This window comes from Sorangium sp. So ce327 (genome assembly GCF_051530205.1).
Taxonomy (GTDB): domain Bacteria; phylum Myxococcota_A; class Polyangia; order Polyangiales; family Polyangiaceae; genus Sorangium; species Sorangium cellulosum_B.
Window position 1 is genome coordinate 10,223,669 of record NZ_CP150330.1, and the last position, 14,187, is coordinate 10,237,855.

Below are 14,187 nucleotides of genomic sequence, written 5' to 3' on the forward strand. Positions count from 1 at the left end.
CCGCCGACGCTCGTGAGCCCGCTGCGCTCACGGGCGACGTCGTGCAGCCAAGCCGCGCGGCGGCTGGCGCGCTCCCGCGGCGACCTGGACCGGAGGTGGACGAGCACTCGGGCCGCGCCGTAAGCTGCGCAGTGCTGCACGCTCTGGACGGAGCGATCCACGTCCATTGTGGTCCTCTCGTCTGAATTCCGTTTGACGCCGGATCCCTGTTATCAGAAGAACCGCTCCCGTCGCTACGTTGCTCGTCCGTTGCGGAGAGGGGAGAAGGGGACGATGGGCACAGGAAGCCGGCGGATCCCATGGGCGGTCCTGGTCGTCCCCCCGCTGGTCGTCGTACCCACGCAAGGAGAGGCGTCCGAGCTCAGCGCCGGAGTGAGCCTCGGATGGCTCCAGGCCGGTACCATTCCGCGCCTCGCGGTGGGGCCGCATGCGGGAATATCGTGGCCCATCCAGCGAGACATCCTGTTCACGGTGCACGACCTCTGCACGATCCTACCCCCGATCCAGGAGGACGGGCTCGGGGTCTACAACCAGACCTCGGTTGACATCGGGGTTGCGTGGAAGGATGGCAATGTCAGCGCGGGGCCGTCTATCGCGTTCTACCTCATGCCGGCGTGCGGCGCCACCTTGTGCGGCCGCGTCGGTGGCATGGCCGTGGGCGGCCACGCGCAGACCAACGCGTACGTCGCCGGACCGCTGGGGGTGTCGGTGAGCGTCAACGTGGATTGGGTCGGTCGGGGCAGTCTGGTGCTCCCGGGCTATATGTCCGTCGTGCTCGTTGCTGGTCCTGTGCTTCGATGGAGTGAGAAATGAACGCGAGAAGAGCTCTCTTGTTGATCTTGGTCATCGCGGCTTGGGCGCTGGCGGCGTGCAGCCGGACGTTCGGTGACTGCTATCCTGTCGAGGAGAGGACCTCGGGGGCAGGGGCCGGTCCAGGCTCGGAGCCCCGCCCCATCTTCACCTCCGCCGCATCCGGTGACTTCGGGGCCGACCCGCAGGGGGGCGGCGAGCGCGAGATCGCGTGCAACGAGTCGGACCTCGAAGAAGAGGAAGAAGAGGAGCGCCCGAGCGACAGCGACAGCACGGAGAGGCCGGCCGCGAGCCCGACGAGCCCGCCGGACCCCTGCCAGCAGGGCGGCGCTCCGACCATGGGGTGCACAGGCAAAAAACTGATCGACCCGCGGGCTTTCGATTTTGTTACCATCGTTGCCTACGATGGGGCCGGGGTTGCAGGTGGCTGGCAGGAGGCAAAGGCCGATTTGGCGTTCGGCCATAATAATGAGGGCGACTCGACGTGCATGGTTCACATCGGGATGCCACTGCGAAGCGAAGAGTGGGGAACGATCTCATCGGACAGGGCAGCCAGCATTAGCGCCGACGTGGCGAATCTATCAGCAGATGACGCGTACAAGAAGGACAATGGTGAGGATCTCCCGCCTGGCATATTCTGCAAGACGTTCAAATCTAGAATGATAAAACGTTTTGAATCTGATTTTTACAAAGGTATTGGTGCGAGGGTCCAGAATCCATGAAACACAGCCTCGACGAACTACTGGACATTGTCTACCGATACTACCCCCGTGGCGTTGGAATCACCGATGATGTCGACGAAGAGCTCATCCGCCAGACCGAAGAGCACGCCCGGCTCGTGGCCGCCCGGATCCAGGCATCAAAGGACGAGCGATGGCATTCCATGCTCCGTCGCATCGAAGGTCGATTTCCTCGTATGCTGAGAAACCATTCGCTGCATCTCACTACCGGTGGCTGCGATGGCTGCTATTCATTCACGATTGATCTTCGGAAATCCACCAGTGAGCCGCTGTGGTTTCAAATTAGTTTCTTGGCTCCGTACTACATTGTTTACAGGCCGTGCACGGTCGAGATTGTGAAACAGGCGAGCAACCTGTTCGCGGTCGCATTTCGAGGTTTGCGTTTTATTGTTCGTCGAAGCCCATTCGATCCAGTTTTCGTGTCACGGCCGGACGATAGTCTCAGGTTCGTCAACATCAGGGAACGCTACGTCACCTTCGACTTGTTGCCCGAAGAACAGCCATGTGCGGAGTGGATTTCCCGTGATATCGAAATGGCCTTCGGTTGCGAATGCATGCCGCCGGAGATCGGGACCGTGCTCGTGCCGGATGTGACAACAAGCGTGCGCCTTCCCGGTGAGGTCAGACTCTACGACTGTTTGTTTTCGGACCAGCGTGCATGGGTGAAGCCATCGCCATCTGAAATATCGGGGGGCGGGGTGGACGTCGAAGCGAGCAGCCTGACAGATTCGCTCATCGCGGTACTAAGCGTCCTTGCGGCAATCTATCACATCTTGTGGACTCTGATGTCAGACGCGCAGAGCGGTTCTTCTTACCGGGTGGTGACGACAGATGGGGTACTGCACAGAGAGGAGGTCCTGGCGGCACTTGCGAAGATTCACCTGCTCCTTGAGGCGCCGAAGACCGCGCGCGGCGTCGCTTCCAGGCGTGAGCTCGAAGCTGCCAAGCGCGAGCTCGAAGCGCTGGCCGCTTCGTGGGACGGTCACGGCGAGCCGCCAGCCTCCATGGTCGCTTGGGCCTCCAGCTTTCTGGCGAGTTGGCTCGTGGACTCAGACCCCAAAGCCTCCTCGTAGCCGTCGCCTAGATTCACGCCGTCCTCCCGTGACGTGACTTCGGCTATTCAGGAAACCGAAACGTCTCGTGGGCCTCGCCGCTCTCTCCCACCGTCATGCTGCCGTCGTGGTTCCAGCTGGTGCCGCCCTTGCCCGGCTGTCCGGTCCCGATGGTGACGCCCTCGAGCGTGAGCTGATCCTCGTCGAGGTAGGCGATGCCGATCGAGTCGCCGCCGCGCCCCGGGCCGCCGTAGCCGCCGGGCCCTCCTTGGCCCCCCTCGCCTCCGAAACAGGCGGCGAGTTCATTCCCGAGCGTTCCGCCCGGTGCGCCTCGACCGCCTCGGCCACCGTCCTGGGGGGGCCCGCCATCGCCGCCTTTGCCGCCAAAGTCCGCCGTGATCTTGGTTTCGCGCACGGTCACCCGGGCGTGAAGCGCGAGGACGCCGATGGACGGCTGACCGTTCCCTCCCCCGCGGCCTCCTCGGCCCCCGCAACCGCCGGCCCCTCCCGAGCCTCCTCCTGGGCCACCCTTCGAGGCCGCGCCGCACCGGGCGAGCCCGCCCCGACGACCGCCGCCGCCGCCGCCGCCCTGGCCCGGCGTGCCCCAGGTCCCCTCGCCCCCCGTGTCGCCCTCCCATCCTGTCTCGGTGAGGCGCCCGATGCCCTTGCCCGGTGCGCCCTGTGTTCCCGGAGCCCCCGGGCCTCCCTGGGATCCGGGATAGCAACTGCTGGTGTTGTCCTGCTCTGCGCTACCACCGCGTCCCGAGGGCGGAGCATCGGCGGGCTCCCCGTCGGCTCCATCCTCGGCGCTGTCGGGCAGCCCGTCCCCTCCCTTGCCGCCGACGCTCGTGAGCGCGCTCTCGCACTGGTTCACGGGCGCAGGCCCGCCGGCGACGACGGCCGCCGAGCATGCGTCCCCACCGAACATGCCATCCGGCCCGTCCGGTTGCCTGGTCGGCCACCTCTCGCCGTGTCTGTTTCCACCCCCTCCGTTGGCGGAGATCTCGCTCCGCAGGATCTCCACCGCGGTGTTGGACTGAGCGAGCACACCGACCGGGCCCCAGCTCGGGACGTGGAGATCGGCGAGCGTCGAGACCCCGTCCGCGGCCCCCGTGTCCCCGGGGGCCGAGGGCTCGACGATCACCATGGGGCCGAAGACCCGCTCGGGATTGAACAGGGTGAACGGGCGCAGGGGGTCGCGCTCCCATTTCCGGCAGTGGAAGCCCCCGAGGAGATCCACGCCGGAGGGCACCCTGATCTGCTCCACGACGAATCCATCGTTGCAAAGGAACACGCGTCCTCGTCCAGCGCGCGCGAGCTCGACGGCGTACTCGACGGTGAACACCGGCTTCGCCTTCGTGCCGGGGTTCCTGTCGTCGCCAAAACCGTAGGCTCCGGCGACGAACACGCCGCAGCCGTCGTCGAGGACACCGGCGGCGACGTGCTCGACGCAGACCGACTCCGGGGGCGGCTCGTCCTCGCACGAAGTGCCTTTACAAGGCGTCACGCCAGGATCGTTCACGCCGGGAGCGGTTCCGCAGCCGGCCGCCCACGGCGACAACAGAAGGACGAAGGTAGCAGCGGTGCTCTTTCTCATGTGCGTCTCCTGAGGGGTGCCGCCAGCAGAGGGCGGTTCATTGAGGCGGCTCCGGGTCTGGCGCATCGAACCGGTACCAGAACGCCGCGGTGCCGCTTCGCCCCTGGCCGAGCTCACTTTCCGGGATTGCATTGCCGCCGCGCCCACCGGTGCCGGCTTGTCCGGGCGAGACCGTCGAGGTCTCCAAGATGGCCACGGAGGCGCCCACGGAGCCGATGCCGAGCGAGTGGCCCCCGAGCCCGCCGCCGGCATCGCCCCCACGACCGCCGTCGCCGCCGCTTCCACCGCGGCACGCGTTCCAGCTGTCGTTCAAAGGGTGCTTCCCACCGAGGCCGCCGGAAACGCCAGAGCCTCCCCACTGGCCCGTTCCGCCGGCCCCGCCATCGCCGCCCTTGGCCCCGAGGACCTTGCTGTCCTTGATCGTAAGGTCGCTCCTCTGCAGTGCCACGATCCCGATGCTCGCGCCGCCGTAGTCGCCCCCCTGGCCCCCTCTGCCCCCGCAGCCGCCACTGCCCCCCGATCCGCCGGCCGCTCCGGCCTGGGGGCGACCTGCCGGACACGCCACCGTGGCGTCGCGCCCTTTGCCGCCGCCACCCGCGCCGCCGCCCTGGCCGACGCCGCCCTTCTCCCCGTCTTTACCGCGGACGCCGACCCATCCGTCGATGCCCAGGAGGCCGGCGCCCGCCGCTCCGGCAGCGCGCTCTGCGTCGGCGCCGACTGCTCCGTTTTTCCCATTCTTGCACGGCATGCTGGACCCGCCGAAGCCGCCCAGGCCCTGCTCGTCCGCATTCCCGACCGGTTCCGGCAGTCCTGAGGTCCCGTCGCCGCCCATCTCGGGGCCTCCATCGCCCCCCTCGCCACCCGTCGACTCGATGCCGTCGCCGCACACGGTCACGACCGGAAGGGCGCCAGGCGCCGCGTTCGTCGTGCAGGCGTCCACGCCGTCGTTCCCAACCACGCCGGCCTTCGCGCGGAAGCTCGGCGCGTCCTCGCCCGGCTCTCCATCCTTGCCATCGCCTGCGAGGATCACACTCGACTGCACGATCGTCCTGGCCCCATGCTCCAGGATCATCGCGATCGACGACTTCCCATCGCTCGCGGAGGCGTCGGCCGCCTCGACTCGCACGCCGAAGATCACCGACGTCGCATCCTCCTCCGCGATGGCCGCATCGTCGTCCCCCCCGAGGACCCGCACCGGGATCCCCACGGGCGGCGCGATGACGGTCAGCGCGTTCTGCTCGTCGAGCGGCCCTCCGTAGGACCAGTCGCCGCCGGCACACAGACGGCCGCCCCAGAGCTCGACACCCTGGGGGAGCGAGATGTCCTCCTCGAACAATCCGCCGCACGCGTACACGCGCCGGGTCGGCGCCTGGCCGTCGCGTCGAACGTGCGCGGCGAGGCCGATCGCACGTTGCAACGTCCTCACCGGCGCGTCCTTCGTGCCGGCGCTGTTGTCGTCGCCCTGCTCGCTGACGAACACGCCGCACACGTCGAGCGCCGTCGCCGTCCTCGGATCCCCGTCACAAGGGGATGGCTCCGGCGGCGGAACCTCGCACCAGTAGCTGTCCGCACAGCTGTCGGAGTAGCAGCCGGTGTTCCCGGCGGCGCCTGCGAGACCGAACGCGACAGCCGCCAGCGAACGGAGGACCTCTCGACGGCGACCCATCGATCTAGAACGCATGACCTCGCCTCCCCCTCACCAGGCGCCTTCGACGAGCACACCCGCCCGTTCGCTCGTCGTCACCGGCACGATGCGGACGCTGGCGGCTGTGGGCGCACCACCGAGAAAGGCAACCTCCGTGAAGAACGAGGCCGCCGTCGCCACGCCGAACACGGCGCTCGTCGCCAGCGACACCTTGCCGAGGGTCGCGAACAGATCCCGCTCGTTCACCTGGTCACGAATGCCGGCGCACGTCGCCGGTGCGCTGGCTTCCCGGCACGTATGGGACGTCCACCCCTGCGCGCGACGCGTGATGTCTCTCTCTCGCAGATTGCTGTGGACGACGTGCGCGCGCAGGAGAAAGACCGCGCCGGCCGCCGCTGTTGCCGTCGTCACCACGATGCCGCCCATCCGCGCCGTCCCCGGCCAGGAAGCCCATGGGCTCGCAGGTCGCGTCAGCGCAGCCGCCGGAGCGCTCAGGGGTCGCGGTGTTTCGTTCGGTGACGCCGGCGCGCCCCCCTCGGCGCTGCTCACCGGCGCGCGCGGCACATGAAGAGAGAGCTCGTGCTCCGCTTTCGCCACGGCGCGCACGGACTGAAACGCATCTTCGCCGCCTGGCGCTCGGGCCCGCACCATGTGCAGCCCCGGCTCGACGAACAGCGTATAGACGCGCGCGATGCGGCCGACGGCTTTGCCATCGACGAACACCTCGGCGTCCGGTGGGTCGACGGAGACGCGGAGCTTCGCGACGTGCGGTGTTGCCTTGCGCTGCCCTTCCTCGAATCGCTTCTGCAGAGCGGCCGGCAGCGCCTCGCGCTGCTCGAGGCTCCAGGCCAGGTGTTCGGCCGCGTCGCGGTATTTGCCCAACGCGAGCTCGCAGAGGCCAAGCTCCCCGGCAATCTCCGCGCGTTCGCGCTCCGTACTCGACGCTTGGTCTGCGGCCTCGAAGGCCGCCTTGTAGGCGGCGTGTGCCTCGGTCCATTGCCCGGTCGCGCGCGCCCTCTGGCCACGGCGAACATGGTCCTTCACTGTCGCGTGCTCTCTCGACCTTGTCGTTAATGAGCCGCCCTGGGCGCGCGCCGCGCTCGTAAGGCATGTCGATGCCCCGACCGCAAGGAGAATCGAGAACAACTGTGGAGCGCAACGCATATCATGACGGTAGTTGCGTCAACTGCTCGGCGTCAATGGCGGGTGAAATCGCCATGCGCTTGCGTTTGCCGTGAGAAATTTCAGCGCGAAACAGCAACGTTGTCATCTCTCCCAGGGGCCGAGTGCTGTGCGGTCGCACAGGTGGCACACAGGTACACATTATCCTACCAAAATGGACCGGGCCGTTCACTTTTCTGACCCCGGGAGGGCCGCTCGGACGTGCTACCGGCATGGGCAGGCCAGCGGGGACCTTCAGCAGCTTCGAGCTCTTCCGGCGCCTGGCGAGGCGCTTCGGGGTTCCCGCGCGCGATGCCGAGGACGTCGCGCAGGACGCGCTGCTGCGGGGTCTCGACGCGGAGGGACGGATCGAGGCAGGCGGGGACCCGGCGCCGTACCGCGTCACGATCGCAGCCAACCAGGCGCGCGACCATGTTCGAAGCGCCCGCCGCCGGCGAGAGGAGCTGACGCCGTCTCACGACCCCGAGCTTCACGACGAGCACGCTACGCCGGAAGAGCTGCTCAGGTGGCGCGAGCGGGAAGCCGTGTTGCGGGAGCTCATCGACGGTGTCGAGCCGAAGTACCGCGACATCTTGATCAAGCACGATCTCGAGGAGATCCCGCTGACCCAGATCGCCGTGGAGCTGGGGCTCCACCCTGACGCCGTGAAGACGCAGCACCGTCGCGCCCACGAGCAGCTGGAGGTGGCGGCGAAGCGCTGGAAGGCGAAGCGACGCTCGCGCGGATGGGACGAGACCCCCTGCGTCGTTCCGTTCGGGCTCACTCCACGCCGGGCAGGGATTGACTCCCTGCTCCGCTGGACTTGGAGGCTCCTGGCGCAGGGGGCGAGCGTCGTGCTCATGAGCGCCATTGTCGCTGCCGTGACCTCCTCGTCCACGCTGCAGGCGTGGGTTCGATCGGCTCTCGATGACGGTTGGCCGGCGCTGACGGGGCAGGCCTCCGCGCCGCTCCCCGCGGAGCGCCGCGCCGGGCAGGCGGGGACGTCCTCCGCATCACCCGCGGCGCAGGCCGCTGCGCTCCCCGTGGAGCGCAGCGCCGGACAGGATGGCGCCGGGGCGACCACGACGCCCGCGCCGTCGGTAACGGCTGCTTCGCGTGCGTCGTCCTCGACGACGCACGCGAAGCAGGCGATCAGCGCGCGCGAGAGGAGCCTGATCCGCCAGGCCCGGACGGCCATCGAGGCTCACAGTCCAGAGGCGGACCTCGAGGCGCACCGGTTGCTCGAGGCACATGCGCAGGAGTTCCCGCGCGGTCGGCTCGCCGTAGAGCGCGAAGAGATGCTCAGGCAGCTTCGCTGACGAGTCGGCTGTCCATCGACGGCCAAGCCAGCGGTGAGGTCGGTGCTGTCGTCGGGCAGCACGAGGCCGGGCTCCGCCGCGCGTCGGACAGGAATGCTCATGGTTCAGGAGGGAACATGGAGGACCATGCTGGGTGCGATGTGGCTCGTCTCGCCGCTCGGGCTCGCGATGATCGCGTGCGTCGCGATCGGCTTCGCGGTCACCGCGCGCGAAGCGCTGGGACGCGAGCGCGGGCTTCACGAGGCGCGCGAGCACGCGGGTTGGAACCGAGGGAGGTGGAGCGGTTGCTGAACACGACACTTCCGGGAGTGGGGAGCCATGGATGAGCGCAGCTGTCCATCGCGTTCGCGGGAGGGTGAAACCATGGGTCGTCCGTCGAATAACGACGAGCGAGCCGCCGCGCACGCGCGCCTGTTTTGCCCGGCGCTCGTTCGTGCCGTGCTGAGCTTGCTGGGGAGGCTGGGCGTCCCACGATGCCATCGTGCCGACGTGGCAGGGCAGGTCTGGCTCACCGCCTGGGAGAGCTGGCCCAGGTTCGATCCGAAGCGCGGCAGGCCGGAACGCTGGTTGAACGGGATCACCGTACACGTTGCCTCGCACTATCACGAGCGTAGGAAGCACCGCAGGGAGGAGCTCGTCGATCTGATCGAACTTGCCGATCCCGCGCCGGATGCCGCCGCTACGATGGAATCCGACAGCATCAGAACGGGCACGATCGAGGCGGTGAACGAGCTCGATCCGAAGCTGCGCTTTATTCTCGTGGCACACGATCTGGATGGGATCCCGATGGCCCAAGTGGCGGAAGACGCGGGGCTGCCTCTCTCTACGCTCTACAAGCGACGCACGAAGGCCATCGATGCGCTGCGCGACATCATCGGGCTTCGGGTCACCACGGAGGATTTCGCCCGGAGAGCGGGGTCGCGATGAGCATCAGCGGACACCTCCTCAACCTGGTTTACCTTTCCTTCTCCCGCCGGCCTGCTTGCGCGGCTCCACGCCAGCGGCGCGCCGCCCTGTCCGGGCCGCCGGTTTCGCCGGGTCGACCTTGCCCATCGCTGCGCATGCGAGCTCGGGCAGGGTCGCCTTCATCCACGCGGGGTCCACGGCGCCGGGCGCGGAGAGGTAGGCGCGGCAGGCCTGGTGCGCCGGCCCGAGCAGCACGACGTCGACCATCACCTCGGACGAGCGCGCCCCGGAGAAGACGCCGAGATCGGAGAGATGCGCGATCGTCTCTGCCTTGAGCCGCGCCTTGGTCTCCCGGAGCGCGGCGCGGTGATGCCCGTCGAGCTCCAGCGCGAGCGCCTGGTACATGAAGCGCGCCTCGCCCTCGTGGTCGAACACCCAGGTCAAGTGCGCCTCCACCAGCGCCCGCACCGCCGAGCGCGCCGTCCTTGCGGCGAGCACGCGCGCGGTCACGTGCCCCACCAGCCGCTCGAAGGTCCGCTCCAGCAGCGCGGCCACGAGCGCCGGGAAGTCCTCGAAGAGGTGGTACACGCTCGAAGGGCTCGCGCCCGCCTCCTTGCGGACGTCCTCGATCCCGGTGCGCAAGAGGCCCCGCTGCTCGAAGCAGCGGAGCGCCGCGTCCAGGAGCGCCTCCCGGCGGGCCACGCCGTTCTGTCGAGCCACGGCCATGGCCCCTCCCCTACCCCAGCCGCGCACCGCTGGCCAGCAGGCCCAACTGGAGGATTCTTCCAATTTAATCTTGGAAGTTTCTTCCATTTTGTTACCCTTCCTGTCGAAAGCGAGGTGTCGCATGGAGCTGGGGCTGGAGAAGAGGGCCGCGCTGGTGACCGGTGGCTCGCAGGGGATCGGCAAGGAGGTGGCGTTGCAGCTCGCGGCCGAGGGGGCCCGCGTGGCGCTCACCTACCGGAGCGAGCGGGAGAAGGCCCGAGAGGTCGTCCGGGAGATCGAGGGGCGAGGCGGCGAGGCGGTCGCGCTGGAGCTCGACCTCGGGTCGGTCGAGTCCGTCAAGGCGGCGGTCGCGGCCACCGTGGCGCGCTTCGGGCAGATCGATGTGCTCGTCAACAACGCGGTCCGCTGGAGCGAGCGCTTGCCCTGGGAAGCGCCGCGCTTCGAGGACATCCCGCTCGCGGAGTGGCAGGGCGTCATCCACGACAACATCGACGGCGCCTTTGCCGCCATCCAGGCCGCGGTGCCCTCGATGCGGGCCCGCGGATGGGGGCGGATCGTCAATGTCTCCTCGGGCGTGGCGCTCGACGGGGTGGTGGGCGCAGGGCCGTACGCCGCCGCCAAGGCGGCGCTTCACGGGCTCACGTCCGTGCTCGCGCGCGAGCTCGGGCCGCACGGGATCCTGACCAACGTGGTGGTGCCGGGCTTCACGCTGACCGACAAGGTGAGCGCGCAGGCATCACCGGAGCTCGTCGCGCAGCGCGGGAAGGCCTATCCCGTGGGGCGGTTGCTGCGGCCCGCGGAGGTGGCGCCGACGATCGTCTTCCTGTGCTCGGCGGCGAACACCGCGGTCACGGGGGAGATCGTCCGCGCGAGCGGGGGCCGGCCGATGTAATCGAGGGAACTGACACCCACCGGTCACGGCGCCGGCGCGCCGTCCACCACGGCCGCGAACTCCGGATCGGTCAAGCTCTTCATGAAGGCCACGACATCCGCCTTCTCCTCCGGCGTGATGGTGAACGCCCTGACGAGCGTGCTCTTGTTCGGGTTCTCGCTGCCCACGCCCGCGAACGGCCCGTCGTCGATGGTCCTGCCTCCCGCGGCGTAGTGGTCGACGACCTCCTCCAGGGTGGCCACGCTCCCGTCGTGCATGTAGGGCGCCGTCAGCTCGACGTTGCGCAGCGAAGGAACGCGGAATTTCCCCTTGTCCGCCGGGTCACCGGTGAACTCGAACAGCCCCTCTCCGCCGGAGGGATAGCCCCCGTCCGAGCCGAGGTTGTAGAGGCCGGTGTTGTGAAAATCCATCTCCGCCTGCTTCGTCTCGGCGCTCCGGAAGGCGGTCGTGAAGTTGATCCCGCTGTGGCAGTGATAACACTCGAGCCGCTCGGAGAAGAAGAGATCCATGCCGCGCAACGCCGCCTCGGACATCGCGCCCGCCTCTCCGCCGTACGTGTACCGATCGTACGCGGAGCGCCCGGAGATAAGCGTCCTCTCGAACGTCGCGATCGCCTTCACGACGGTATCGAACGTGATCGGCTCGCTCTCGCCGGGGAAGGCGGCGACGAACGCCGCCTTGTACGCCTCGTCGCCGCGCAGCCGGCCGAGAACGACGTCCTCGGCGCCGGTGATCCCGAGCTCGACCGGGTTCTCGCCGAACATCGGGACGAGCGCCTGCTCCTCGAGCGAGGACAGCGTGGGGTTGCCCCACGTGAGCAGCGGGAAATAGGCGACATTGGCCAGCCCCATCGCGTTGCGCGGGATCGCGTCCCCTGTCGAGCCGGTCGGGGTCGGCTTGCCGTCGGCAAACCCCCTGTCGCGCTCGTGACACGAGGCGCACGCCATGGTCCCATTGCCCGACAAGCGCTCATCGAAGAACAGGGCGCGCCCGAGCGCGACCTTCGCCTCGGTCATCGGGTTGTCGGGCGGCACCCACGGCTTCGGGAAGCCAACGGGCAGGGCGAGCTCGTAGCCGTCGACCGGCGAGGTCGCTTCCGTCTCGCCCCCGCACGACGCCGCCGCGAGCGCGACGAGCGCGGCCGACGCGATTGCGCGGATCACTCCAGCAGGATGCGGCGCTGTTCGTTGTGACACAGGTTACACGCTCCAGAGATGGATGGAAACGGCATCTCGTTCGTCCCCTCGCCGTCCTGGGACCGCACGAAGAAGAACAGCGCCTGGTCCGGGAAGGGCAGCGGCTCGGTCGTGAAGAAGTTCCCGTTCCCGTCGATGGCAACGGAGAGCACGAGCTCTCCCTCGCCTCCGCCGGCCGTACGGAGCTCGACCGTTCCGCCCGTCACCGGCGTGCCCGACGGCGCGTACACCGTCCCGGCCGTGGTGAAGAGCCCCTTGCCAGGCCCGTGGGGCTGATGGCAGCCGATGCAGTTCTGCCCCATGTTGTGGCTGCGCTTCTCCGCAGCGGCGCTGATGTTCTCCACGTCGAGCGCCGGATCGCGCTCGAAGCGAGGGTCACCCGGAAGGATCTCCGCGTCGCTCGGCTCGTCCATGCCCTCGTCGGAGGCACCGCAGCCGGCAAGCCCACAGACCCATAACGACGCGAGCAGGCAGGTCGCCGTTCTGAGGATGTACATCTCACTCCACCCGGAAGGCGGTCTGCGCGGCGGACGGGTTCACGCCATCGAAGCCCATGCCAAGCGCGTTGAAGACGGGCGGGCACTCTGGATCTCCCTCGAACGACATGCAACCGGAGGTGCGATCCGTCTCGCCGTCGACCTGGTGGTCCAGGTCGGACGCGGCATAAAATCTGGCGATATCGAAGACGATGGTGCTCGACTCCGGGTCGACCCCGTCGATGCGTATATCGGCGAGGTTGTCAGCGGCGCACGAGTACCCCTCGCTCACCGTACCCTCGCACTTCGTACCCCCGAGGTGGAAGAAATAGGTCGGGTTCATCGTCGAGATGAGGTCGAGGCGCACGAACTTGTAGCCGCCCTTCCACGACCACCACATACCGGGAATGTTCAGGGGCGCCGGGGCCGTCGCCGCATCGAGGTGGTTCATCTCCGGGGGCAACCCCACGTTGAACCTGACACCGGCGTAATCGCCGGCGGGCGCTGTGCCAATAACCTCGGTCCTCATCTCCGGGCTGCCGGTCTCACAGGAGCCCGTGCCGTCCTCGAAGTCGAGGAACGCGATCTTGTCGCGCTGCCATTGGCCATCCTGCTCGAGCGAGAGGGGCTCCTCGGCGCCGTCACCGTGAACGAGCCGCACGTCGTAGACGTACATGCGAAAATCGAGCGCATTGACCGACGATCCGGTCGTGCCGACTCCATCGAAGGTGTCGGTGCAGGAGAACGTCCTGTCGCCGACCTTGGCGGCGAAGCTCAACGCGAACGTCTTCGAGATGACGTCCTCATCGCTCCCGCCGCATCCGCTCAGAGCCGCGAGACAGGCCACGCCGAGGCACGTGACACGAGCCATTGAACAACTCATCAGGCAACCTTTCAAGCTACGAAGCCACAACGTCGTCACCACCGCACCGGACTGAGCGGAGCTTACTCGAAGCTCGGCTCTCCTACGTGCAGCAAGTTGTCGCACCCTGTGGCCATCCTTCAAGGGGAGTCGACGGCATCCGGGCGAAGAGGTTTCCGCCGTGGCCACTGCGCCGCGGTCATAACGAGATGTCCCTGCTGAGCCTCCTCTCCCATCAACCGGGAAGACGGGTGCACTCACGCGTCGCGCTCCCGGAGCTCGTCGTCGAGGCGCTCGTCGTACTCGTCGCGAGCAGCCGCAAGGGTGCCTCCGGCCGGAGCGGCCTGCGCTGCATTGCTCCGCCACGATCGCAACAGGGCGAAGATCCCGAGGAAGGTCGCTGCGATGGCCAGCAGCAATCCCAGCGCGACCTTGCCGAGCGTGCCTGACGAGGGCGCCGCGCGGAGGCGCTCGCCGTACCGCGCCACGAGGTCGTGCTCGATCGCGTCGGCCGCCTCGCCCCGACGGAGACGCGCATGGATCTCGCGACGAAGATCGCGCGCCACCTCCGATTCGTGGACATCGAGCGTCTGATCCCAGCAACAAGGCGCGAGCAGACGCGCCGCGAGCGCCCTCTCGCCGGGCGCCGGGGTCGAGTCGACGAGCTCGGAGGCGGCCTGGCTGGGCGGCGCGGGCTCGGCCCTGCCGGTGAGCGCCACGCCAGCGAGGGCGACGGCCAGCGTTGCCACGCGGCGCCAGCGCGAGCTCTGGAGCGACCGGAGACCCACCAGTCCGCTTCCCTTTC

The 14,187-nt window shown here is 68.2% G+C and carries 15 protein-coding genes; 7 read left to right on the top strand and 8 right to left on the bottom strand.

Annotation, left to right across the window (positions count from 1 at the left end; all coding sequences use genetic code 11):
• Window positions 1-273: 273 nt before the first annotated feature.
• From WME95_RS38210 to WME95_RS38220, 3 genes are read left to right on the top strand one after another with little or no spacing between them, the layout of a single operon-like run.
• A complete protein-coding gene (locus tag WME95_RS38210; RefSeq protein WP_437904229.1) occupies window positions 274-813 on the top strand; it encodes a hypothetical protein in 540 nt (179 codons plus the stop codon).
• Window positions 810-1,532, top strand: a complete 723-nt coding sequence (locus WME95_RS38215) for a hypothetical protein (protein WP_437904230.1) — start codon at window positions 810-812, stop codon at window positions 1,530-1,532. The genes WME95_RS38210 and WME95_RS38215 overlap by 4 nt, the downstream gene beginning before the upstream one ends.
• On the top strand, window positions 1,529-2,623 hold the full coding sequence (locus WME95_RS38220; protein ID WP_437904231.1) for a hypothetical protein: 1,095 nt from the start codon (window positions 1,529-1,531) through the stop codon (window positions 2,621-2,623). The genes WME95_RS38215 and WME95_RS38220 overlap by 4 nt, the downstream gene beginning before the upstream one ends.
• A 43-nt stretch (window positions 2,624-2,666) precedes the next feature.
• Here WME95_RS38220 and WME95_RS38225 read toward each other — a convergent pair whose 3' ends face one another.
• Genes WME95_RS38225 through WME95_RS38235 form a run of 3 tightly spaced genes read right to left on the bottom strand, consistent with a single transcriptional unit; the run spans window position 2,667 to window position 6,990 of the window.
• Complete coding sequence (locus WME95_RS38225; protein ID WP_437904232.1) at window positions 2,667-4,199, bottom strand: hypothetical protein; 1,533 nt, start codon at window positions 4,197-4,199, stop codon at window positions 2,667-2,669.
• A 37-nt stretch (window positions 4,200-4,236) separates the two neighbouring features.
• Window positions 4,237-5,880 carry a hypothetical protein gene (locus WME95_RS38230; RefSeq protein ID WP_437904233.1) on the bottom strand — a complete coding sequence of 548 codons (1,644 nt, stop codon included), beginning with the start codon at window positions 5,878-5,880 and terminating at the stop codon, window positions 4,237-4,239.
• 15 nt (window positions 5,881-5,895) lie between these two features.
• Window positions 5,896-6,990, bottom strand: coding sequence for a PEGA domain-containing protein (locus WME95_RS38235; protein ID WP_437904235.1), 1,095 nt, complete (start codon window positions 6,988-6,990; stop codon window positions 5,896-5,898).
• A gap of 248 nt (window positions 6,991-7,238) precedes the next feature.
• On the opposite strand from WME95_RS38235, the gene WME95_RS38240 reads away from it, so the two are divergent.
• From WME95_RS38240 to WME95_RS38250, 3 genes are all read left to right on the top strand, one after another.
• A complete protein-coding gene (locus WME95_RS38240; protein ID WP_437904236.1) occupies window positions 7,239-8,324 on the top strand; it encodes an RNA polymerase sigma factor in 1,086 nt (361 codons plus the stop codon).
• 126 nt (window positions 8,325-8,450) lie between these two features.
• The gene (locus WME95_RS38245; RefSeq protein WP_437904237.1) at window positions 8,451-8,615 is read left to right on the top strand and encodes a hypothetical protein; all 165 of its coding nucleotides are present in this window, start codon (window positions 8,451-8,453) and stop codon (window positions 8,613-8,615) included.
• Between the two features lie 72 nt (window positions 8,616-8,687).
• Window positions 8,688-9,251 carry a sigma-70 family RNA polymerase sigma factor gene (locus tag WME95_RS38250; protein WP_437904238.1) on the top strand — a complete coding sequence of 188 codons (564 nt, stop codon included), beginning with the start codon at window positions 8,688-8,690 and terminating at the stop codon, window positions 9,249-9,251.
• Between the two features lie 18 nt (window positions 9,252-9,269).
• On the opposite strand, the gene WME95_RS38255 is transcribed toward WME95_RS38250, so the two are convergent.
• A complete protein-coding gene (locus WME95_RS38255) occupies window positions 9,270-9,956 on the bottom strand; it encodes a TetR/AcrR family transcriptional regulator (protein ID WP_437904239.1) in 687 nt (228 codons plus the stop codon).
• A 121-nt stretch (window positions 9,957-10,077) separates the two neighbouring features.
• Here WME95_RS38255 and WME95_RS38260 point away from each other — a divergent pair, with 121 nt between their 5' ends.
• The gene (locus tag WME95_RS38260) at window positions 10,078-10,848 is read left to right on the top strand and encodes an SDR family NAD(P)-dependent oxidoreductase (RefSeq protein ID WP_437904240.1); all 771 of its coding nucleotides are present in this window, start codon (window positions 10,078-10,080) and stop codon (window positions 10,846-10,848) included.
• Between the two features lie 23 nt (window positions 10,849-10,871).
• On the opposite strand, the gene WME95_RS38265 is transcribed toward WME95_RS38260, so the two are convergent.
• The 4 genes from WME95_RS38265 to WME95_RS38280 form a co-directional block, all read right to left on the bottom strand.
• On the bottom strand, window positions 10,872-12,011 hold the full coding sequence (locus WME95_RS38265; RefSeq protein WP_437904241.1) for an MbnH family di-heme enzyme: 1,140 nt from the start codon (window positions 12,009-12,011) through the stop codon (window positions 10,872-10,874).
• Window positions 12,008-12,541, bottom strand: a complete 534-nt coding sequence (locus tag WME95_RS38270) for a hypothetical protein (protein ID WP_437904242.1) — start codon at window positions 12,539-12,541, stop codon at window positions 12,008-12,010. Before WME95_RS38270 ends, WME95_RS38265 begins: the two co-directional genes overlap by 4 nt.
• Before the next feature lies 1 nt (window position 12,542).
• The gene (locus WME95_RS38275) at window positions 12,543-13,391 is read right to left on the bottom strand and encodes an MbnP family copper-binding protein (RefSeq protein ID WP_437904244.1); all 849 of its coding nucleotides are present in this window, start codon (window positions 13,389-13,391) and stop codon (window positions 12,543-12,545) included.
• 248 nt (window positions 13,392-13,639) lie between these two features.
• The gene (locus tag WME95_RS38280) at window positions 13,640-14,131 is read right to left on the bottom strand and encodes a cytochrome c-type biogenesis protein (RefSeq protein WP_437904246.1); all 492 of its coding nucleotides are present in this window, start codon (window positions 14,129-14,131) and stop codon (window positions 13,640-13,642) included.
• Window positions 14,132-14,187: the final 56 nt, after the last annotated feature.